Source organism: Vibrio fortis (assembly GCF_024347475.1).
Taxonomy (GTDB): Bacteria; Pseudomonadota; Gammaproteobacteria; order Enterobacterales; family Vibrionaceae; genus Vibrio; species Vibrio fortis.
On sequence record NZ_AP025487.1, the window covers coordinates 2,659,497 to 2,683,150 of the forward strand.

15 protein-coding genes are annotated in these 23,654 nt (G+C 46.5%); 13 read left to right on the forward strand and 2 right to left on the reverse strand.

The window, feature by feature from the left end; all coding sequences use genetic code 11:
* Positions 1-11: 11 nt before the first annotated feature.
* Both OCV50_RS11590 and erpA read right to left on the reverse strand, forming a co-directional pair.
* Positions 12-1,121: an efflux RND transporter periplasmic adaptor subunit gene (locus tag OCV50_RS11590; RefSeq protein ID WP_261903118.1), complete on the reverse strand. Its 1,110-nt coding sequence runs from the start codon at positions 1,119-1,121 to the stop codon at positions 12-14.
* Positions 1,122-1,438: 317 nt separating this feature from the next.
* Complete coding sequence (erpA, locus tag OCV50_RS11595) at positions 1,439-1,780, reverse strand: iron-sulfur cluster insertion protein ErpA (RefSeq protein ID WP_032551754.1); 342 nt, start codon at positions 1,778-1,780, stop codon at positions 1,439-1,441.
* Between the two features lie 297 nt (positions 1,781-2,077).
* Between erpA and hemL the strand changes: the two genes are divergently transcribed.
* The 13 genes from hemL (at position 2,078) to OCV50_RS11660 (ending at position 23,585) form a co-directional block, all read left to right on the forward strand.
* Positions 2,078-3,367 (forward strand): glutamate-1-semialdehyde 2,1-aminomutase, encoded by a 1,290-nt coding sequence (hemL, locus tag OCV50_RS11600; RefSeq protein WP_239841172.1) that lies wholly within the window; start codon positions 2,078-2,080, stop codon positions 3,365-3,367.
* A 310-nt stretch (positions 3,368-3,677) separates the two neighbouring features.
* Positions 3,678-4,763 carry an AI-2E family transporter gene (locus OCV50_RS11605; protein ID WP_239841173.1) on the forward strand — a complete coding sequence of 362 codons (1,086 nt, stop codon included), beginning with the start codon at positions 3,678-3,680 and terminating at the stop codon, positions 4,761-4,763.
* A gap of 92 nt (positions 4,764-4,855) precedes the next feature.
* A complete protein-coding gene (gene rsmC, locus OCV50_RS11610; protein ID WP_239841174.1) occupies positions 4,856-5,878 on the forward strand; it encodes a 16S rRNA (guanine(1207)-N(2))-methyltransferase RsmC in 1,023 nt (340 codons plus the stop codon).
* A gap of 217 nt (positions 5,879-6,095) precedes the next feature.
* Entirely contained in the window at positions 6,096-9,485 is a 3,390-nt protein-coding gene (locus OCV50_RS11615) for a response regulator (RefSeq protein ID WP_239841175.1), read from the forward strand.
* Positions 9,486-10,334: 849 nt separating this feature from the next.
* Complete coding sequence (locus tag OCV50_RS11620) at positions 10,335-12,017, forward strand: ABC transporter substrate-binding protein (protein ID WP_150869235.1); 1,683 nt, start codon at positions 10,335-10,337, stop codon at positions 12,015-12,017.
* 170 nt (positions 12,018-12,187) lie between these two features.
* A complete protein-coding gene (locus OCV50_RS11625; RefSeq protein ID WP_261903119.1) occupies positions 12,188-13,174 on the forward strand; it encodes an ABC transporter permease in 987 nt (328 codons plus the stop codon).
* Between the two features lie 2 nt (positions 13,175-13,176).
* Positions 13,177-14,202: an ABC transporter permease gene (locus tag OCV50_RS11630; RefSeq protein WP_239841176.1), complete on the forward strand. Its 1,026-nt coding sequence runs from the start codon at positions 13,177-13,179 to the stop codon at positions 14,200-14,202.
* Positions 14,203-14,204: 2 nt separating this feature from the next.
* Complete coding sequence (locus tag OCV50_RS11635; protein WP_239841177.1) at positions 14,205-15,188, forward strand: ABC transporter ATP-binding protein; 984 nt, start codon at positions 14,205-14,207, stop codon at positions 15,186-15,188.
* An 83-nt stretch (positions 15,189-15,271) separates the two neighbouring features.
* Complete coding sequence (locus tag OCV50_RS11640; RefSeq protein WP_239841178.1) at positions 15,272-16,267, forward strand: ABC transporter ATP-binding protein; 996 nt, start codon at positions 15,272-15,274, stop codon at positions 16,265-16,267.
* A 280-nt stretch (positions 16,268-16,547) separates the two neighbouring features.
* A complete protein-coding gene (locus OCV50_RS11645) occupies positions 16,548-18,269 on the forward strand; it encodes a glycoside hydrolase family 9 protein (protein ID WP_261903120.1) in 1,722 nt (573 codons plus the stop codon).
* A gap of 1 nt (position 18,270) precedes the next feature.
* Positions 18,271-19,140, forward strand: a complete 870-nt coding sequence (locus tag OCV50_RS11650; protein ID WP_261903121.1) for an N-acetylglucosamine kinase — start codon at positions 18,271-18,273, stop codon at positions 19,138-19,140.
* Positions 19,141-19,161: 21 nt separating this feature from the next.
* Positions 19,162-21,081 (forward strand): beta-N-acetylhexosaminidase, encoded by a 1,920-nt coding sequence (locus OCV50_RS11655; RefSeq protein WP_261903122.1) that lies wholly within the window; start codon positions 19,162-19,164, stop codon positions 21,079-21,081.
* A gap of 98 nt (positions 21,082-21,179) precedes the next feature.
* Entirely contained in the window at positions 21,180-23,585 is a 2,406-nt protein-coding gene (locus tag OCV50_RS11660; RefSeq protein WP_261903123.1) for a GH36-type glycosyl hydrolase domain-containing protein, read from the forward strand.
* The last annotated feature ends 69 nt before the right edge of the window (positions 23,586-23,654 follow it).

The following is a 23,654-nucleotide window of genomic DNA, read 5'->3' on the forward strand; positions in this document are numbered from 1 at the left end:
GATGTTATCTCCTAGTTCGCCGCAGTTGTTTGCTCTGTAGCAATCACATTGTCGCCATCACGCACAAAGCCTTGTCCAACGGTGATGATGTCCACTTGCTCACCAAGCCCAGCTAGCCAAACACCATCTTGTTCTGCTTTAACCAATTGAATCGGGACAAACTTTACCATCTGGTCATCACCAGACTGGACCAGTGTTTTTACCCCAAGGTTGCCAGCTTCATCTAAAGCCAGCATCGCCGGCGTCACTTTTATCGCTTGCTGGCTTTCTAGGTTAAGAGAAACCTCTGCACTGACGCCAGCGGGCAAACGGCGCTGAGGGTTTGGAATTTCAATCTCAATGGGAAATGTATTGGTCGACACTGTCGATATGCGTGAGATATAGCGAAGCTTGCCTTCAACACTTTGGTGTCCTAACAGGCGAACATTAGCTGCCTGTCCTAGTTGCAACTGCTGAATATGGCGCTCACTGACATCGGCTTCAATCACTAGCGGATCAAGGTCAATGACGCCAGCAACAGGATCGCCGACCCCCACAAAATCCCCGACTTCAACGTGCAGCTCTTGCACGATGCCAGAGAAAGGAGAGCGAATCACCGTGTTACGCAGGGCTAGCTCAGCATTACTCTTCATCGCTTTGGCTTCTGTCAGTGCTGCTTCTGCGGTGGTATAGGCAATCTCACCTTGCAGTCCACGCTTTTTCAAAGACTGCGCAGCCTTAAACTCTTTCTGCTTTAAACGATATAACGCTGAAGCTCGCTCTAACTGAATACCTAAATCGGCTTTGTCTATCTGTGCGATTGCTTGACCAGCTTCAACTGCATCGCCTTTTGCGATATTGAGCGTAACGATCTTACCCGCGATCTCTGCCCCTAAACGAGCATGTCGGTCAGGTGCTGTTCTGCCATACAGATCAATGGCTTTATAAGTTGGTGAGGCGTGGAAATTTTGAAAGGAGACCTTTGCTAGGGGGACTTCCGTGCTCGTTGGAGACGGTGGCTCTTCTGCTTGTCCTACACCTAAACCCAGCCATACAGACAGCAATATCACCAAGAAGAGGGATACCAACCAAGGTTGTTTTGACCAAGAGGAAAACCCAAGGCGGGAGAATCGGCTAGGCATAACACGTCCTTTTACTATTCATAACCTGATGATTGAGAGAAAAACTAAACTCACGTAACTATGTGCAACTTCCTGATACACAACCCCAACCATAACAGACCCACAAAAGGTAAAATTCGATGAGCCCGACACTTTATTCAACATATCGTTTAATAAACAGCCGCATACCGCCCTTTAAAGACAGATACTTAGCCTAAAATTCTAGATTTCTCATCAACATCAGCGATGCTCGTAAACTCACTTTAACAAGCGTAAAAACAAAAAAACACCGAACCTAAGTTCAGCGTTTCTATATAACAATACGTTTTTGTCAGCTCTTACACGCTGAACGATGCACCACAACCACAAGTTGTTGTTGCATTTGGGTTGTTTACAAAGAAGCGTGCGCCCTCAAGGCCTTCTGTGTAATCCACAACACCGCCAATCAGGTACTGAAGGCTCATTGGGTCAACCACTAGCGTTACACCACTATTTTCAATAGTCATGTCACCATCATTTACTTTTTCATCAAATGTGAAGCCGTATTGGAAACCGCTACAACCACCACCTGTAATGTATACACGCAGTTTTAGATCTGGGTTTTCTTCTTCAGCAATCAGCGTTTGTACGCGGGTAGCTGCTGCATCAGAAAAAGACAATGGGATATTTGCTTCGCTCACGACAACCTCTCTTACCTGTGTCAAAAACAACATGATACAAATCGAGTTCGAGATCATAGTTGTTGAATATATTTTTCTATTCCGGTGATTATCCAATACCTGACTGAAACGTTCAAGTATTCACCATCTGATCGCCGTTTTTCCTGCTAAAAACGCATCAAATAAAAATAAATTAGCCGCTTAACCCCTCAAAACCATCAGATTCGGGCGATTATCTCAGCGAAACCATTCCTAGTTGGTTTATGGATAGGTACAATGCGAGCCAATTGGTCCCGACAGTCAAAAGAGGATATATCAATGACCAAATCAGCAGAGCTGTACGAAAAAGCACAGCAAACTATTCCGGGTGGCGTTAACTCTCCTGTACGTGCATTCAACGGTGTGGGTGGTTCTCCAATCTTCATCGAGCGCGCTGATGGCCCGCTAATTTTTGATGCTGATGGTAAAGCATATATCGACTACGTTGGCTCTTGGGGCCCAATGATCTTAGGTCACAACCACGCCGTTATCCGTGATGCTGTTATCGAAGCAGCTCAACGTGGTCTTAGCTTCGGTGCACCAACCGAAACTGAAATCAAGATGGCGGAACTGGTATCTGAAATGGTTCCTTCAATGGAACAGCTACGTATGGTGAGCTCAGGTACAGAAGCAACGATGAGTGCGATTCGTCTAGCTCGTGGCTTCACTGGCCGTGACAAGATCCTTAAATTTGAAGGCTGTTACCACGGCCACGCAGACAGCCTACTAGTAAAAGCAGGCTCTGGTGCTCTGACTCTAGGCCAGCCAAGCTCTCCTGGCGTTCCAGCAGACTTTGCTAAGCACACACTAACAGCAACCTTCAATAACCTAGATTCAGTACGCGAACTATTCGAAGCAAACAAAGGTGAGATTGCTTGTATCATCGTTGAACCTGTTGCGGGCAACATGAACTGTATCCCACCAGTTGAAGGCTTCCACGAAGGTCTGCGTGAAATCTGTGACCAAGAAGGTGCACTACTGATCTTTGATGAAGTAATGACAGGTTTCCGTGTTGCTGAAGGTTGTGCGCAGGCTTACTACAACATCAAACCAGATCTAACGTGTCTTGGTAAAGTAATCGGTGGCGGTATGCCAGTAGGTGCTTTTGGTGGTCGTAAAGATGTAATGCAATACATCGCGCCAACGGGCCCAGTTTACCAAGCGGGTACTCTATCAGGTAACCCGGTTGCAATGGCGGCTGGTTACGCATGTTTGAACCTTCTAAAAGAAGAAGGCAACGAGAAGCGTCTAGCGGCAAAGACTAAGCAATTGGCTGATGGCTTCAAGCAGCTTGCCGACAAACATGGTGTTCCACTACTTGTTCATCAAGTTGGCGGTATGTTTGGTTTCTTCTTCACTGAGCAAGAAACAGTTACTTGCTACGAAGATGTAACTAAGTGTGATGTAGAACGCTTCAAGCGCTTCTTCCACCTAATGCTGGATCACGGTGTTTACCTAGCACCTTCAGCATTCGAAGCAAGCTTCACATCGCTAGCTCACGGCTCAAAAGAGATCGATGCAACACTAGAAGCTGCGGACCGCTGTTTCGCAATCATTGCTGCAGAATAAGGCTATTTAGCTTTAACACATTGTTTATAAAGGCTGCTTTGTGCAGCCTTTTCTTTTATAGGTAAACCTAGAATCACAAAATGGTTCTCACCGTATCGCGGCTTCCAATTAGCGCTCCCAGAACAAAAACACCAGCAACATCAAAGTGCCTAACAACATTCGAAACCACGGGATCTCTTTTTTGGTTGGCTGCTCATTCTCTTGGCATTTTTTGTCGTTATTACAACACCCCATAATGAAAACTCCTCATTGCTAACTCTCTGTTTTGCAGCCATTATAAACTGAGTTAGCAAACATAGAGATCATTACCGTGTCAGAAAAGATCAAAATTAACTCAAGTCATTGGGTGATTATCGTTGCCCTACTTGCGGCGGCGTATGCCTGTTACTTATTGATTGAACCTTACGTCAACTCGATCATCATGGCATTCATCATTTCCCTATTGATGTTCCCTATCCACGAATGGCTAGAGAAAAAACTGCCTAATAAAGCCAACTTGGTCTCTCTATTGTCGTGCATTATTCTCACGTTCATCATAGTGATCCCTTTGTTAGCCGTCTTTGCTGCGATTGTTCAGCAAGGCTCTCTATTTTCACAAAACACCTATCAATGGGTTACGCACGGCGGTATCCAAACCCTGTTTGAGCATCCATTAGTCGTAAAAGCGTTGGCTTTCATCAACGACTACCTGCCGTTCGATAATATTGAGCCACAGGCGATCGCACAGAAAGTGGGTGAATTTGCCACTAGCTTTGGCTCAAAACTGGTTGGTATCAGCGCTAAAATTTTAGGTGACGCGACCAATTTCTTAATGGACTTCTTCTTAATGTTGTTCGTGTTGTTCTTCTTACTGCGCGACCATGACAAGATCATCAGTGTAGTTCGCCACATATTACCGTTGTCTCGTAGCCAAGAAGACAAGCTACTGGCAGAGATTGAGCAAGTTTCTAAGTCGGCGGTGATGGGCTCATTCTTAACCGCGATTGCACAAGGTTTTGCCGGTGGTTTAGGTATGTGGATTGCCGGTTTCCCTGGCTTATTCTGGGGCACGATGATGGGCTTTGCGTCATTCATCCCGGTCGTTGGTACCGCGCTAATTTGGGTGCCAGCTGCGGCCTACCTATTCCTAACCGGTGATACTACATGGGCCATCTTCCTTACGGTTTACTGCGTCGCGGTAGTAGGTTCGATTGACAACCTGTTGCGTCCACTACTAATGCAAGGCAGCGCAGGCATGAATACCCTAATGATCTTCTTCTCACTATTAGGCGGTATTCAGCTGTTCGGTCTGATCGGCTTGATCTACGGCCCGCTGATCTTTGCAATTACTATCGTGCTGTTCAATATCTACGATGAAGAGTTCAAAGACTTCCTTAACCGACAAGACAACACATAATCGGCTTAACGACGATTAAAACTTCAAGCTTGGGGCGGATTATGCGAAAATCCGCCCCCTATTTTTTGCTAACGATTCAACAGAGAGTCCCTATGTCTGCCTATATCGCCCCGAGCCAAATCGCTCAACGCCAACTCGCCTACTTTGAAGGCAAACATGTTCTAGTTGCCGGTGAAGCGGAAGACCTATTCCCTGTTGAATTAGCTAAACATTGTGAATCGGTATCGGTATTTACCTCTAATTACAGCTATTACCGCCAACTCGAGAACTGCAATACCATTCAACGTTTCTACGGTGCTGAATTTACCGAAGAGACGCAAGCAGACCTCGTACTACTTTACTGGCCAAAAGCTAAAGCTGAAGCTGAGTTCTTACTCGCGATGTTAATGGCAAAATTAGGCAAAGATACTGAGATTGTTGTTGTCGGCGAAAACCGCTCTGGCGTAAAGAGCATTGAGAAGATGTTCAAGCCGTACGGCAAAGTGGTAAAATACGACTCAGCGCGACGCTGTTCATTCTATTGGGGACAATGTCTAGAACAAGCTCCTGCGTTCAACCTACAAGACTGGTTTAAAACCTACTCGGTGAACATTGGTGAGCAGTCACTTACAGTTAAAAGTCTGCCTGGTGTATTCAGCCACGGCGAGTTTGATATCGGCAGTAAATTACTGCTCGATACGCTACCAAGCCTAAACGGTAAGGTGCTCGATTTTGGTTGTGGCGCGGGCGTGCTTGGCGCGGTGATGGCTTCACGCAACCCTGAGATCGAGTTAGAGATGTGTGACATCAGCGCCTTTGCTGTGGAATCCTCTAAAGCGACACTGGCAGCCAACGGCTTAACAGGCAAAGTATTTGCTTCAGATGTCTACTCTGATACGTCAAAGGACTACCGTTTCATCATCAGTAACCCACCTTTCCACTCAGGTTTAGACACTAGCTACAGCGCGACGGAGACGCTTCTTGCAGATGCACCAAGCTACTTAAACGCTCAAGGTGAGATGATTATTGTAGCGAACAGCTTCCTCAAATACCCGCCAATTATTGAGCAAGCCTTTGGTAAATGCGCGACTCTAAATAAGACCACAAAATTCGCTATCTATCACGCAGCGAAGTAACCTACCTCAGCAAAGTGCAGGACAATCCCTGCACTTTTTGTTCATATTGCTAGCAAAATTTAATAAATTTGCGCGACTGCACACGCTTTAAATAGCACTTACTTGTCAAAGTAAAAAAACTCGTTAATTTCGTTAAATTAGAAACCACTCAATCTATTCTTTGTACTCAAATTTCAAGCATTTCAGAAGTACATCCAAGGAAAGTAGTACCTAATTTATGTTTAGATTTTATCGAAAGCAGAAGTTTAAGCGCCTTCAAAGTACGCTCATGCTAGCGTTTCTCGTATTAAGTTTGACGCCTGTTACTCTCATTGCTGTTTTTTTCCTTCAATCTCATAGTCAAGACCTACAAGAGCAGAGCACCTCTCACTTAGTGTCCGTGCGTGATACTAAGCAGCAACAGATCATGGATTACCTTCAGGCACAAGAGTCTCAAGTGATTGGCTTTGTTCGTTCAGAGTTGGCTATCGCCAGTGGTGGACGCTTTTACGGCCTTATTAACGCATTCCAGCGTCTCGGCCTAGACATCGAAGAGGCGCGCAGCAATGCACAACAACGCTACATCCAAGGCTCAGGTAATGAAGTAAAAACGTCAATACTGCCTGAATCAAGCAGCTACGTTGGTAGTGAGCGTTATCGCCTGCTCCACAAGCGCTACCACAACGCCTATCTTGAACTGATTAAACGTGCCGATTTTGACGATATTCTATTGGTCGACATTAACGGCAACGTCGCCTATTCCGTATTTAAGCAAGACAACTACGGTACTAACCTGCTAACAGGCAAATACAAAGACTCAAATCTTGGCCTGACTTTCCAAAAGCTCGCGAAGGACGTCACAGAGAAACGCAAGACCAACGAAGATTACACACCAGTCATCGTCTCTGATTTCTTGGACGAAAACGGCAAGCAGAGCGCTTGGTTAGGTGCTCCGATTGTTCAGCAAGGCTATCTGCATAGCTACGCGATGTTCCGACTACCAATTAACGGCATCACCAAGCTGATAGCTGATCTCAACAAGAGCTCAAACATGCAAACCCTACTTGTTGGTAGCGATCACCTACCGAGAAGTCTGGCGCATTCCCAACAAGCTATCGACCTCAGCTTAGGTGTTATAGATAAGGCCCTAGCGGGCGAGACGGCGGTTGGTACATTCGACAACAGCCTAGATCAAGCCATCATTGCGGCTTACGCACCGATCGAGCTGGATTATGCGCAATGGGCACTGGTTGTTGAGCTTCCAGAGAAAGAAGCTTTTGCTCGCATTCATCAGCTAGAGAAAATCTTTGTGATCGTAATGCTGACGGCCATTGTGTTGGTGTTTGTTGCATCACACTACCTATCAAACTTCATTACCTCACCACTTCTCAAACTCACTTGGGCCGCAGAGAAAGTATCGGCAGGAGATCTTGATGAAGCGATGATCAATACCGAACGAAAAGACGAGATTGGACGCTTAGCAGTGAGCTTTGAGCGCATGCAGCGTTCGATCCGTGAGAAGATGGGCTTGATAAAATCTCAAAATGAAGAGCTTGAGGACAACCTTAAGACCATTCAAAAACAGAATGAAGAGTTACAATTAGCCAATAAACTCAAAGATGAATTCCTAGCAACGACGTCGCACGAGCTGCGTACACCTCTGCATGGAATGGTTGGTATTGCCGAAGCACTCATCTCAGGTGCCAACGGCCCTATTCCATCAAACCAAAAGTACCAATTGGATATCATCATCAACAGTGGTCAGCGCCTTGCGACTCTGGTTGATGACCTGCTCGATTATCACAAAATGCGTTATGGCAGTTTAGACATTAAAAAGTCAGCGGTTGATCTTTCCGCCGCCACTAGTTTGGTACTGGAGCTATCTCACCATCTGCTTGGCAGTAAACCGATTCGTATCATCAACCAAGTTCCGGCAGATTTAGGCCTTGTATCGTCCGATCCACAACGCCTTGAACAGGTGATGTACAACTTGGTTGGTAACGCTATCAAGTACACCTCTGAGGGTAAAATCGTTATCTCAGCAAGCGTGATTGACGATAATATCCGTGTTCAAGTGGTTGATACTGGCCAAGGTATCCCGGCTGAGCATTTAGAGCACATCTTTGAACCACTCATTCAAGCAGGGCAAGATGCGAGCTCATACCGACAAGGTGCAGGCCTTGGTCTATCGATCAGCCGTCAACTGATTGAACTTATGGGCGGCTCACTCTACGTCAGCAGTCAGCCAATGGTCGGGACAACATTCAGCTTTACTCTGCCTCTGGCAACACAGGAAGAGCTTGACCACTACAACGAGTCGGGCAATTACTCACACTTCCAAGCACCAGAAGTATTAGAGAGTAACCAGCAAGACAACAGTGAAATACACGAAGACCCAGATGGTCCGCTGCTTGTGATTGCTGATGATGAACCGGTTAACTTACGTGTGCTTGATAGCTTCTTGAAGCTTGAAGGGTACCGTGTCCGCACGGCTTGTGATGGGCCTGAAACCATTGAACTGATTGAAAAAGAGAAGCCTGAGCTGCTACTTCTCGACATCATGATGCCAGGTATGAGCGGCTATCAAGTGTGTGAAACATTACGAAAGCAGCATGACCACGCACAATTGCCAATCATTATGCTGACTGCTTTAAACCAACCTGAAGACCGCGTACGAGGCTTTGAGGTTGGGGCGAATGATTACCTGTCGAAGCCATTCAACAAGCAAGAGCTAGCGGCGCGAATCACAGCGCACCTATCCGCAAGTAAAGCAGAGCAACGACGTATCGAGAACGACCAGCTACAGCAAGAGCTGAAACATCGCGCAATGGTAGAGGCCAACTTGCTTGAAACCCAAGGCCGTCTACTTGAGCAATTAGAATCAGCGCCTGAAGCGATTATCTGTATTCGCGATGATCAACGCATTCGTTTTGCTAACGAAGCTGCCGCTAAACTATTTAAACGTAGTCAGGAGCAGCTCAAGCGTTCTATGGCAGATGAAATCATTGCACCGAAGTACTTACGTGTAGATCAAGCGCACTATTGCGGCGAGATTGATGTCTATATAAGTGATACCCGCCAACGAGTTTCAAGTGACATTCTGAAGCTTCCAGAAGGCTCTGGGTTAGACACCATGTACATCTTCAATGTTGGTGGTGCTGTAAACTCAAATCGTATCAATAACCTAGAAACCGCTGTAGAAGCGCTGTCGAGCTATGCCTTTGAAGGTGACAAAGACAAGCTGCAACAACTGAAAGAGCTAGGCGGCGAATTCACTCGCCTTGCTGATAAAGCCGCAGGAGAAGGTAAGAATAAACAAGAACTGATGCGTGAAGTGCTGGTAGAAGCCATGACTAATGCCCTAATCTATTGGGAATCGGTCACTGGAGAGACCAAGTTTGCCTTCGCTGAAAAAAGTGGCCTGTGGCGCGTTTATCTCGATAGAAGCACCCTTCAGACTCGAACGCTAGATAAGTACTTACGCGTAGAAACGCTGCCTAAAACACCTCGTTGGCGCACAGTACTGAGCTCTCTTGAATTTATCCTAGAGCACTGTAAAGAACAGACACCAGAAAGAACGCACATTGAGATGCTCAGAGACAAGCTCCAAAAGCTTCTCACTAGCTAATCTATACCCACTATTCTCTACCATAGCCCGCTGCCCACCAGCGGGCTTTTTACTATCAATAAAGTATCGCTCGCCCCTTCCGATCAATGATTGCTTCCACGCATCGATTCTGACCTCTCTAAAGCCTCGTTTAAACCGTAGCTATATCGTACCTGAACAGATTAAACGGGTACTTAGTCGCCATTTTGAGAAGTCCTAAGACACGATGCTAATAACGCAAACACACCTCTTAAATCACTTCACAAAGTACTTATTTAAAGCTATAAAACAAGCTCAAAATCACCTTATACAAGCGGTTTAATCGAGTCGATTATTGGGCTGATTTCATCGTAACTGATACTTTACTAGGCCAGGTGTTGACTATTTGTTGGACTTTGAGAAGCGAGTCACAACAGAACGGCAGATTTAATTTTTTGTGGAAATTTAACGTTATTTAGCGAAGTGATAGAGATCTACAAATATAAATCAAGGCAGAAAGCTCTTATTAAATAAAGCAAAAGGAGTAAGTAACTACTTACTAAAAATAGCCACACGTTATTAACTGCGAGTCATATCACCCAAGAGTAAATTGTATATTTATCCATCAAATAGGCATTTTTTGACGTTAATGACGTGTCGATTTGTGGTTTTAACGTTTTTAACGGGAAACGAGTTTGATTAATTCATGAATAAGGTGTTTTCTTACTCGTGCCAAAGGTCTACAGGCCACTCTTACCACTTCATAGAAGCAGCAATGATTCTTGGAACAATGACTAAAGAGGTAGACCTTGAACAGAGTGTGTATCTACGAATAGCAAAAGATGACATTCAATCCATTAGTGAAATGAAAGCAAATAGTAAGGAACAGCTATGCTTGCCAATATAAAAAAAACAGCACTAGCAACAGCAATTATTGCGACTGCTACGACAGGTTTTGCATCGGTAGCAACAGCTGCAGAACGCAGCGAACTGACTATCCACCCGAAAGAGTACACAACGTTTGTACGTAACTTTAACCCGTACCTAGGTGCGACTAACTTACATACAACGACTGACTTCTTGTACGAGCCACTTGTTGTTTTCAACGAAATGCACGGTAACACACCTGTATTCCGTCTAGCTGAAAACTTCAAAATGGCTGATGACCTAATGAGCGTAACGTTCGACATTCGTAAGGGTGTTAAATGGTCTGACGGTGAAACCTTCTCAGCAGATGATGTTGTTTTTTCTTTCAACCTTGTAAAAGAGAAGCCAGAGCTTGACCAATCTGGTATCAACTCTTGGGTAACTTCAGTAGAAAAACTTAACGATTACCAAGTTAAGTTCCGCCTAACAGAAGCAAACTCAAACGTACCTTATGAGATTGCTAAAGTACCTGTAGTACCTAAGCACATCTGGAAAGACATCAAAGATCCTGCGACTTTCACCAATGAAAACCCTGTAGGTTCTGGTCCGTTTACTGAGATCGATACGTTCACAGCACAACTTTACATTCAGTGTGAAAACCCGAATTACTGGGATGCTGATAACCTAGACGTTGACTGTCTGCGTGTTCCACAAATCGCAAACAACGACCAATTCCTAGGTAAAGTGGTTAACGGTGAAATGGACTGGACATCTTCTTTCGTACCAGACATCGACCGTACTTACGCAGCAGCAAGTCCTAAGCACCACTACTGGTACCCGCCAGCAGGTACTCAAGCATTTGTTGTGAACTTCAAGCACCCAGATGCTGCGAAGAACGAAGCGCTAAACAACGTTGAATTCCGTCGTGCATTCTCTATGGCTCTTGACCGTCAAACTATCATCGACATCGCGTTCTACGGTGGCGGTACAGTGAATGACTTCGCATCTGGCCTTGGCTATGCATTCGAAGCTTGGTCTGATGAAAAGACTCACAACAAGTACAAAGGCTTCAACACTTACAACGCTGAAGGCGCGAAGAAGCTTCTTGCTGATGCAGGCTTCAAAGATGTAAACAAAGACGGCTTCGTTGATACACCATCAGGCAAATCTTTCGAGCTATTGATTCAATCACCAAACGGTTGGACTGACTTCAACAACACAGTACAACTTGCTGTTGAGCAACTAAACGAAGTTGGTATCAAGGCAAAAGCTCGTACACCAGACTTCTCTGTGTACAACCAAGCAATGCTTGAAGGTACGTACGACGTAGCTTACACAAACTACTTCCACGGTGCGGATCCATACACGTACTGGAACAGCGCGTACAACTCTTCACTGCAATCTGGTGACGGTATGCCTCGTTTCGCGATGCACTTCTACAAGAACGACAAGCTAGACGGTCTTCTAAACAGCTTCTACAAAACAGCTGATAAGAACGAACAGCTAGACATCGCTCACGGTATCCAGAAAATCATCGCGGCTGACCAAGTAACGATTCCTGTAATGTCTGGTGCTTACATGTACCAATACAACACAACTCGCTTCACTGGTTGGTGGAACGAAGAGAATCCAAAAGGTCGTCCAAACATCTGGGCTGGTATTCCAGAGCGTCTACTTCACGTACTGGACCTAAAACCAGTTCAATAAGCAGTCGTTCAATCCTTGCGGCGTAATCCCTTACGCCGCTTATAAAAATCCCCACACTCTCAATTGAAAGTATGGCGCTCGTCGTCAGGGGATTTCTCGTTCCAAATTTTCGCTAGGAGCGACCTGAATCCAGAAACAGGGAAACAATCTGGGTGAGTAAGGTGTGAGTTATGGGTTATTTTTTAAGACGTTTGTCATTTTATTTTGTCGCGCTATTAGTTGCTGCGACGTTAAACTTTGCAATTCCGCGAGCAATGCCGGGCGACCCGGTGACCATGATGTTCGCTAACGCTTCTGTTCAGGTAACCCCTGAGCGTATCGCAGCAATGAAAGAGCTACTCGGCTTTGTCGATGGCGGTCTATTAGTACAATACATTGCTTACATGAAGAATATTCTTAGCTGGGAGCTAGGTACTTCAATCCAATTCTACCCACTGTCTGTAAACTCGCTACTGGGCGGCGCATTCGGTTGGTCTCTATTCCTAGCAGGTACTGCGGTTGTTCTCTCGTTCTCGCTAGGCTCTATCCTAGGTATCTTCGCAGCATGGAAGCGTGGTAGTAAATACGATGCGTTCGTGACGCCAGGTATGCTGATTCTACAAGCGGTACCTCAAGTAGTTATCGCGATGATTGCGCTGTTCACCTTTGCAATCGGTCTTAAGTGGTTACCGACTGGCTACGCATATACTGCGGGTACCGTGCCAGATTGGACAAGCTGGGAATTCATTAAAGACGCGGCTTATCACGCAGTTCTTCCTCTATTTTGTGCTTCTGTTGTTCAGATTGGTGGCTTCCTTGTCAACATGCGTAACAACATGATCAACCTTCTTGCAGAAGACTACATCACGATGGCTAAAGGTAAGGGCCTAAGTGAAAACCGAGTGGTATTCAACTACGCGGCACGTAACGCACTACTACCAAGTGTAACCGCACTTTCTATGTCTCTAGGTATGGCTATCGGTGGTCAGCTCATCATCGAAATCATCTTCAACTACCCAGGCCTTGGTACGGTTCTATTCAATGCGATTAACGCGCGTGACTACCAAGTTCTTCAAGGTCAGCTACTTATCATGACCCTGTTCATGCTGTTCTTTAACCTTGTCGCTGACATGCTTTACGTTGTTCTTGACCCTCGTCTACGTAAGGGTGGTAAATAATCATGAAAGATTTTATTAAACTCATTTGGCGCAACCCAATGGCACTAACGGGTGTCATCATTCTCAGCGTCTTCATCTTTGCAGCGGTGTTCGCACCATTGATTGCAAAGCACGCACCGGACAAACGTACGGGTAACCCACACGAATACCCAGGGTTCGTTGTAAAAGCAGCACAAGCGAACCCGGATGGTTGGGTTGCAACGAACCTAGCTGATGACCGTCGTACCCTAATCATGTCTAAAAAAGCAGACCACGTACTCGGTACAACTCGCATGGGTCGTGACGTTTGGTCTCAGGTGGTTCACGGCGCTCGCGTATCACTGGCCGTTGGTTTCGGTGCAGGTATCACAGTATGTCTGTTGGCGACGGTAATTGGTGTTTCAGCTGGTTACTTCGGTGGTCGTGTCGATGACGTGCTAACCGCTGCAATGAACATCATGCTGGTTATTCCGCAGTACCCATTACTGTTCGTGGTGGCTGCATTCCTCGGTGAAACAGGGCCACTGACAATTACCTTAGTAATCGGCTTTATGTCCTGGGCTTGGGGTGCGAGGGTTATCCGATCGCAAACTCTAGCTCTACGTGAAAAAGAGTTTGTTAAAGCTGCTGAAGTATTGGGGGAGTCTTCTTTCCGCATCATCTTTGTTGAGATTCTACCAAACCTAATCTCTATCGTTGGCGCAAGCTTCATCGGCTCAGTGATGTACGCAATCATGATGGAAGCAACACTGTCGTTCCTTGGTCTTGGTGACCCGAATACAGTGAGCTGGGGCATCATGCTTTACAACGTACAAGCCTCTTCTTCAATGCTGATTGGCGCTTGGTGGGAACTGCTTGCACCGTGTATCGCGCTAACACTACTGGTAACAGGTCTAGCACTACTGAACTTTGCTGTAGATGAGATTGCTAACCCACAACTGCGTTCTCACAAAGGCATGAAACGTTGGAAAAAACTTGCTGCGCAAGACAAGCAAGAACGTGAACCTGAACTACCACCACAAAATGCACTTTGGAGCGGAGATAAATAATCATGACAGCACCACTCATTTCTATCCGCAACCTTTGCGTAGATTACATCACAGACGCGGGCGATGTCCGCGCCTGTAACAACGTGAGCTTTGATATTGCACCCGGAGAAGTCTTCGGCCTAGCAGGTGAATCTGGCTGTGGTAAATCAACGGTCGCATTCTCGCTAATGCGCCTCCATAAGCCGCCAGCATTTATCACCGGTGGTGAGGTTATCTTCAATGGAGAGAACATCTTAGATTACAGCGACGATCGCATGCAGGCATTCCGCTGGAGCGAAATGTCAATGGTATTCCAGAGTGCGATGAACGCCTTGAACCCTGTACTACCAATGGAAGAGCAGTTCTGTGACGTAATTATGCGCCACACGAATATGACTCGTGAGCAAGCAAAGCAACGCGCTGAAGGCCTGTTAGAGATCGTTGATATCCACCCTAGCCGCCTTAGCGATTACCCACACCAATTCTCTGGTGGTATGCGTCAGCGCTTGGTGATTGCGATTGCATTGGCCCTGAATCCGAAGTTAATCATCATGGATGAACCAACAACGGCTCTTGATGTGGTGGTTCAGCGCGAAATCCTTCAGAAGATCCACGCGCTAAAAGAAGAGTTCGGCTTCTCTATCTTGTTCATTACTCACGACTTATCACTGATGGTCGAGTTCTCTGACCGTATCGGCATCATGTATTCCGGTGAGCTGATCGAGGTCGCGAACTCACAAGATATTCTAGAAAACCCTTATCACCCGTACACCAAAGGATTGGGTAGTTCCTTCCCTCCTTTAACGGGCCCAAAAACGAAACTGGCAGGCATCCCAGGTAACCCTCTGAACTTATTAGAAATACCAGAAGGCTGTCGCTTCCAAGCTCGTTGTGACCGTGTACATGAGACCTGTACTAAAGTGCCAACCAAACTGCGCGCCATTGAGCCAGGGCACCTATCAAACTGCCACCTTTACGGTGAGCCAATAGTACATACCAAGCTCTAGCTTGCCTGCCTTTAGGGCATCAATACAACAAGGCGGACAAACCGCCATGCAAGCAAAAGCGATATAGGATTCTGGAGACAATTATGAGCAAAGATTTCGGTCAATTATTGGTAGAAGGTAAGAATGTCGTCAAAGACTTCCCAATAAGCAGTACCACAATTCAAACCCCGATGATGCGTGCAATCAACGACGTGTCATTCAAGATGTACAAGAGCCGAGGCCTCGCCGTTGTAGGTGAGTCAGGCTCAGGTAAGTCAACCACGGCGAAAATGATCGCTAAGATGTATGCCCCAACTGACGGCGTTATCGAATACAAAGGCCGCGATATCCAAACTATCGCGTCTAAGCATGATTTGATGACCTATCGCGAAGGCGTACAAATGGTATGGCAAGACCCGTTCGGTTCACTGAACCCAACGCACAACATCTTCCACCATATTCTGCGCCCACTGCTGATTCACAAAAAAGTGGATCCACGTAATAAACGTGAGCAAGAAGAACGCGTTTACGATCTTCTTGAGCAAGTAGGTTTGATCCCACCAAAAGAGACGGCACAGAAGTATCCGCATCAGCTGTCTGGTGGTCAACGTCAGCGTGTGAACCTGGCGCGTAACATTGCAGTAGGTGCTGAAGTGGTTCTTGCTGATGAACCAACCTCAATGCTCGACGTATCGATTCGTGCAGGTGTTCTCAACCTGATGGAAGAGATGAAGTTCGAGAAAGAGATGTCACTACTCTACATCACTCACGATATCGCAACGGCGCGCTACATCGCTGAAGACCTATCGGTGATGTACGTCGGACACATGGTGGAATGGGGAGATACCGACGAGGTCATCGCAAATCCACAACACCCTTATACCCAGCTATTGGTTTCAGCCGTTCCAGATCCTAAGAAATCAATCCATGAAAAACTGGCGGGTAACAAAGGCGAAATTCCATTGTGGACCCCTGAGTCTGCCGGCTGTCCTTTTGCTGGTCGCTGCACACACGCAACCGACAAATGTAAAGAACAGCTGCCAGGCGTGACTCAGTTAGGTGAAAACCACTTTGTACGCTGCTACTTACACGAAAGCTAATACAGACAGGTTAGGGGCATCGGCTCCTAACCGCTTAACTCCGGTCATTAACGTCGACCATTTTAACCAAAGATTTATACCAATCACAGTAAGTAAGTGATCAAAAATAGCGCAGGAAAAAGGCTTGAGAACAAGGCGGAATTTTTCGGTAAGTAGTTATTCTACAATCAAAAATTCTAACGCAGTTATCGAGCATTTTAACAAGCTAGGGTGAGCAATTATTTACTACGATTGGTATTAGTACCTAGCCAATAGAAATTAGGACTGTCGGAGACATTTGATGCTGTTACTCACCAATCACATCGGCTACGAAGCCAACGCGCCCAAGCAAGCGATATTACAAACTCGCAAGGCTCGTCTTTCCTCAACCTTAGTACTTCTGGTGTGTGCAGATGACCATGTCACCGTAGATAGCTTTGAGGTGACTAAGCATGGTCGAGTGGCAAACTGGCATCAAGGTAACTACTTTACTGTTGATTTTAGTGCCGTAACGCAACCAGGGCGTTACTACTTACGCTTTGAAAACTTGCGCTCAGAAATTTTTGAGATTGGTGAAAACTTACTCATGCAGAAAACCTTCTCTGACGTTCTGCACTATTTCAAATCACAACGCTGTGGTGGCATTTTCGATAAGAAAGACAAACAAGCTCAACTGCTCGGTACTGATCGCTATGTTGATGTGCACGGTGGTTGGTACGACGCCTCGGGCGATGTCAGCAAATACTTTAGCCACCTGTCTTATGGTAACTACCTCAACCCTCAGCAGATCCCTATGGTGGTTTGGAACATGCTGAAAGGGCTGCGACTAGCTCAAGATCATGAAGCATTTCAGAAGTTCACCCAAACTCGCTTGATTGAAGAAGCCCTGTTTGGCGCTGATTTCTTAGTTCGTATGCAAGATGCAGCAGGCTATTTCTACACCACAGTGTTTGACAAGTGGAGTAAAGATATCAACCAGCGTGATATCTGTTCTTACGCAACTCAAGAAGGTATCAAGTCTGATGATTTTCAAGCCGGATTCCGCCAAGGCGCTGGCGTTGCTATCGCAGCACTTGCTAGCGCATCTGCTCTCGATGTCTCAGGTGAATACTCAAATCAAACCTACCTAGAGACCGCAGAAAAAGGCTACTGGCATTTAAAAGAGTACAACCATTTTTACCTTAACGATGGTGAAGAGAACATCATTGATGAGTACTGTGCACTGCTAGCCACCAGCGAACTTTATCGCGTAACTAAAGATTCTAAATACCTTGCAGAGGCCAGAGTTTGGGCCAACCGCCTTGCTCAACGTCAACAGTCTGATCAAGCCTTTGAGCATTTCTGGTCAGCAAATGCTGATGGCTCACGCCCTTATTTTCATGCAGCAGAAGCCGGTCTACCCGTTATTGCCCTGTGTGAATACTTAGCCGTGGAGTCAGATGCGCAGCTTCATCAACAAGCACGCCTTATCGTCGAGCAAGCTTGTCGATTTGAAATCGCAGTAACCGATAAAGTCGTGAATCCATTCGGTTACCCAAGACAATACGTTAAGCCAGTCGATGGTGAAAAACGAGATGCCTTCTTCGTCGCTCACAACAACGAAACTGGCTACTGGTGGCAAGGTGAAAATGCTCGCCTAGGTTCTTTAGCAACCATGGCTTTGTTGGCTCAACCATATGTTTTAGATGAAGCTCTCAAAGCTCGCCTGATTACTCTGTCTCAAAACTGTTTAGATTGGATTTTGGGGCTCAACCCTTACCACATGTGCATGCTCGACGGTCATGGCCACAACAACCCTGACTACCTGCCTCAGCTTGGTTTTTTCAATGCCAAAGGTGGTATTTGCAATGGTATTACTGCGGGTTTTGATGACGAAGAAGATATTGCCTTTAATCCACCAGCACAGAAAGACGACATGCTACAAAACTGGCGCTGGGGAGAGCAATGGATTCCTCATGGTGCTTGGTACCTGTTAGCAACAGCAGCCCAATTCAACCACACCGCGAATCAAGAGGGGCAATAACATGTACTACGTAGGTATTGATGGCGGCGGCACCTCTTGTCGTGCACGAATTCGAAACAAAGACGGACAACTTATTGGAGAAGCCAAAAGTGGCAGCGCCAATATTCTTCTGGGCACTGACGTTGCGATGGCATCTATTACTGCTGCAATTCGCGACGCGGCACTGCAAGGCGGTTTAACAGAGTCAGATTTTTCAAAGATGCATGTTGGATTAGCACTTGCTGGTGCTGAACAGAAATCAGCGTGGTTGAGTTTTATGAACATCGACCACCCTTTTGCCAGCATCACACTCAACACCGACGCTTATGGTGCCTGTATTGGTGCTCACAATGGCCAAGATGGTGCCATCATGATTGGCGGTACTGGCTCATGCGGCATTCTACTCAAAGAGGGTGAGCAACACGTCGTTGGCGGTCGTGAATTCCCAATCTCGGACCAAGGTGGTGGTGCGGTGATGGGACTAAGACTTATCCAACAAGTGCTTCTAGCAGAAGATGGCATTCGCCCAAAGACCTCACTCTGCCTGCACGTAATGAACCATTTTAATAATGATGTCGACAATATTGTTGAATGGTCGAAAACCGCAATCCCAAAAGACTACGGTCAATTTTCACCGGTCATTTTTCAACTCGCCAATGAAGGGGATGAGCTCGCCATTGAAATGCTCAAGCAGACTGCGGCTGACATCGAAATGTTTGTAAATGCACTTCACCGCAAAGGAGCAAACCAAATATGCCTGATGGGCAGTATCGCTGAACGCATTCTGCCTTGGCTTTCGCCCGTTGTTCAACAATGGATTGTACAGCCTCAATTCGACGCTATCGAAGGTGCGTTGATGTTTGCTGGCAAGCCCGAACACAACTTGTACTAATAGACTTAACAGGGAAGTGATATGAATTACCGCATCGACTTAGCTGTTCTCTCAGAACAAAAGCAAAACTGCCGCTTTGGTCTTACTGTACATAACTTAAGTGATTCAGACATCAAGGCATGGTCACTGCACTTTGCCTTTGATCGTTTTATTCTCCCAGATAGCTTATCGCAAGGCGCTCTAACTCAAGTGGGTAGCTACTGCACATACACCCCTAATGACTGCGAGCTTAAAGCGAACAATCATTGCTATTTCGAGTTCAGTATTCAGAGTGCGCCATTCCGCTTTATCTCGGACGGTTTAAACGATGCGTTTATCCAGACTATCATCAATGATGAAGCACAAATCTTGCCTGTTGCTATCTCACCGATTGTTTTGGCTTCTCCATATCGTGAACGCACTGAAATTCCTCAGGTCGATAACGCACCTTTGGCTCTGATCCCACAACCAAACTCAGTCACAACACAAAACGGAGTGTTCCCCCTCACTCCAAATACAGTACTCGCTATAACCTCAGCACTCGCAAGTGATGGTGGCGAGTGGCTGAAAGAAGAATTGCGCACCCATTTCGAGCTATCACTGCCTGAGCAAGAGGTGGGTGCCATCACCTTTAGAACCAACCCAACATTGGATGATGCTGAATATAAGCTCACAGTGACACCTGAAGCCATCACAGCAGAAGCGGGCAGCCAAAGCGGCTTTATCTACGCAGCAGCAACCCTACTCCAACTTATCGAACAACAAGAGGTTGAGTCTTTCTCGGTGCCATGCTGCAAAATCGTCGATAAACCAAGGTTTAAGTACCGCGGAATGATGCTCGACTGCGCGCGCCACTTTCACTCGTTAGAAGATGTGAAACGCTTAATCAACCAACTCACCCTATACAAGTTTAATGTTTTCCATTGGCACCTCACTGATGATGAAGGCTGGCGCATCGAGATAAAACAGCTACCTCAGCTCACCGATATCGGTGCATGGCGCGGTCTTGATGAAGCACTAGAGCCTCAGTACACACATCTGGCACAGCGTTACGGTGGCTACTACACACAGCAAGAGATCCGTGAAGTTATCGACTACGCCGACAAACGCGGCATCACGGTTATCCCAGAAATAGATATCCCAGGTCACTGCCGCGCAGCGATTAAATCTTTGCCAGAAATGCTGGTTGAGCAAGAAGATACAACCGCATACAAGAGCATTCAGCACTATACCGACAATGTACTCAACCCAGGGCTTAAAGGCACTTATGAGTTTCTCGATATCGTCATCGAAGAAGTAGCGGCACTTTTCCCAAGCAAGCTTATCCATATGGGTGCCGATGAAGTACCGCCTGGTGTTTGGAGTAACAGTCCAGCAGCGCAAGCAGTGATGAAAGAACACGGTTATCAGGACAGCAAAGAGCTACAAGGCCACCTATTTCGCTATGCCGAAAACAAGCTCAAGCAGCTCGGCAAGAAAATGGTCGGTTGGGAAGAGGCGCAACACGGCAACAAAGTCAGCAAAGAGACCATTATCTATTCTTGGCTAAGTGAAGAAGCAGCGGTCAACTGTGCTCGTCAGGGCTTTGATGTCGTACTGCAGCCTGCTCAATTTACTTATCTCGACATGACACAAGATTACGCACCAGAAGAACCCGGTGTCGACTGGGCGTCAGTAATTCCATTGGAGCAAGCTTACAACTATGAGCCACTCGCTGAAATCTCTGATGCTGACCCAATTCGCAAGCGAATTCGCGGTATTCAGTGTGCGCTCTGGTGCGAAATTGTTACTCATCAACAGCGTATGGATTACATGGTATTCCCTCGAATTAGCGCATTAGCGGAAGGATGTTGGACACACAAGAACAATCGTAATTGGCTGGATTATCTGTCCCGCCTAAAAAGTCACTTACCACTGCTAGAGCGATTGAATATTCAATATCGTTCACCTTGGCAAGACTGAAAGACAACCCATTAATTTCGGATACATAGCCATCAGGCTCTGAATCAATATTTGTAAGATCAACTGCTGGAACGCAGTTTGTTAAAAAGGAAATAACAATGAAATACGGCTATTTCGACAACGAGAATCGCGAATACGTCATCACTCGTCCTGATGTCCCTGCACCTTGGACCAACTACTTAGGTACTGAGAAGTTCTGTACGGTCATCTCACACAATGCTGGCGGTTACTCGTTCTATAATTCACCAGAATATAACCGTGTTACTAAATTCCGCCCGAATGGCACTTTCGATCGCCCAGGTCACTATGTTTACCTGCGCGACGATGAGACGGGTGATTACTGGTCTATCTCTTGGCAACCCGTGGCAAAGAGCCTAGATGAAGCAAACTACGAGGTTCGCCACGGCCTGTCGTACTCTAAGTTCAAATGTGAATACAGCGGCATTACCGCAACCAAAACACTGTTCGTACCTAAAGGCGAAGATGCTGAAGTGTGGGATGTGGTTCTAAAGAACAACACTGACAAGCCACGTACTATTAGCACGTTCTCGTTTGTTGAGTTCTCGTTTAGCCACATCCAATCAGACAACCAAAACCATCAGATGTCTCTGTACTCTGCGGGTACTTCTTACCAAGAAGGCGTGTTGGAATACGACCTGTACTACAACACTAATGACTTTGAAGGCTTCTACTACCTAGCTTCAACCTTCTCACCAGACAGCTACGACGGTCAGCGTGACAACTTCCTGGGCATGTACCGCGATGAAGCGAACCCAATTGCGGTTGAAAACGGTAAATGTTCGAACAGCGCTCAAACTTGTTACAACCACTGTGGTTCTCTGCATAAGCAATTCACGATTCAACCAGGTGAAGAAGTTCGTTTTGCCTACGTACTAGGTATCGGCAAAGGCAACGGTGAGCGCCTGCGCGAGAAATACCAAGATGTGGCTAACGTAGATGCAGCTTTCCAAGGTATCAAAGATCACTGGGGTGAGCGTTGCAACAAATTCCAAGTTAAGTCTCCAAACGAAGGCTTAGACACCATGATCAACACTTGGACACTGTACCAAGCAGAAACCTGTGTGGTGTGGTCGCGCTTTGCATCTTTCATTGAGGTCGGCGGACGTACCGGTCTTGGCTACCGCGATACCGCACAAGACGCTATCTCTGTGCCACATGCAAATCCTCAGATGACACGCAAGCGTATTGTCGATCTACTGCGCGGCCAGGTAAAAGCAGGCTACGGTCTACACCTATTCGATCCTGATTGGTTTGATCCAGAGAAAGCGGATGTGAAGCCTTCGAAATCACCAACGGTAGTACCGACTCCATCGGACGACGATAAGATCCACGGCATCGAAGATACTTGTTCTGATGATCACTTATGGATCGTTCCTACCATCATCAAATACGTGATGGAAACCGGTGAACATGAGTTCTTTGATGAAGTAATTCCTTACGCAGACGGTGGTGAAGCAACAGTTTACGAACACATGAAAGCGGCGCTGAACTTCTCTGCAGAATACGTAGGTCAAACTGGTATCTGTAAAGGTCTACGTGCTGACTGGAACGACTGTTTGAATCTAGGTGGCGGTGAGTCATCAATGGTGTCATTCCTACACTTCTGGGCGCTACAAGAATTCTTAGACCTTGCTAAGTTCCGCAATAACGATGCTGACGTTGAGAAATACACTGAAATGGCCGCTAACGTTCGTGAAGCGTGTGAAACACACCTTTGGGACGATGAAGGTGGCTGGTACATCCGTGGTCTAACTAAAGATGGCGACAAAATTGGTACTGCACAACAAGCTGAAGGTCGCGTGCACCTAGAATCAAACACACTGGCGGTTCTATCAGGTGCTGTTTCTCAAGAGCGTGGCGAGAAAGCGATGGACGCGGTTGATGAGAATCTATTCTCAGAGTACGGCCTGCACCTAAACTCTCCGTCATTTGCGACACCAAACGACGACATCGGCTTCGTTACTCGCGTTTACCAAGGCGTAAAAGAGAATGGCGCAATCTTCTCTCACCCGAACCCATGGGCATGGGTTGCTGAAGCGAAGCTAGGTCGCGGTGATCGTGCGATGAAATTCTACGATGCGCTTAACCCATACAACCAAAACGACATGATTGAAACACGTTACGCAGAACCATATTCGTACGTTCAGTTCATTATGGGTAAAGACCACCAAGACCATGGTCGTGCAAACCACCCATGGCTAACCGGTACTTCTGGCTGGGCTTACTTCGCAGTGACTAACTTCATTCTTGGTGTTCGCACCGGCTTTGAAGGCTTGACGGTTGACCCTTGTATCCCAGCAGATTGGCCAGAGTTCGAGGTTACTCGTCAATGGCGTGGCGCGACTTACAACATCACAGTGCAAAACCCGAACTCAGTAAGCAAAGGGGTTGCGTCTATCACTATCAATGGCGAATCAGTTGACGGAGCAATTCCGGTTCAAGCTGAAGGCAGTGTAAACGATGTTGTCGTTGTTCTTGGCTAATCACGTCATTTAACGAACTGCTCTTGCCTCAAGTTCTTGCTGACTTGAGGCAATGAGACTAAAAGGATT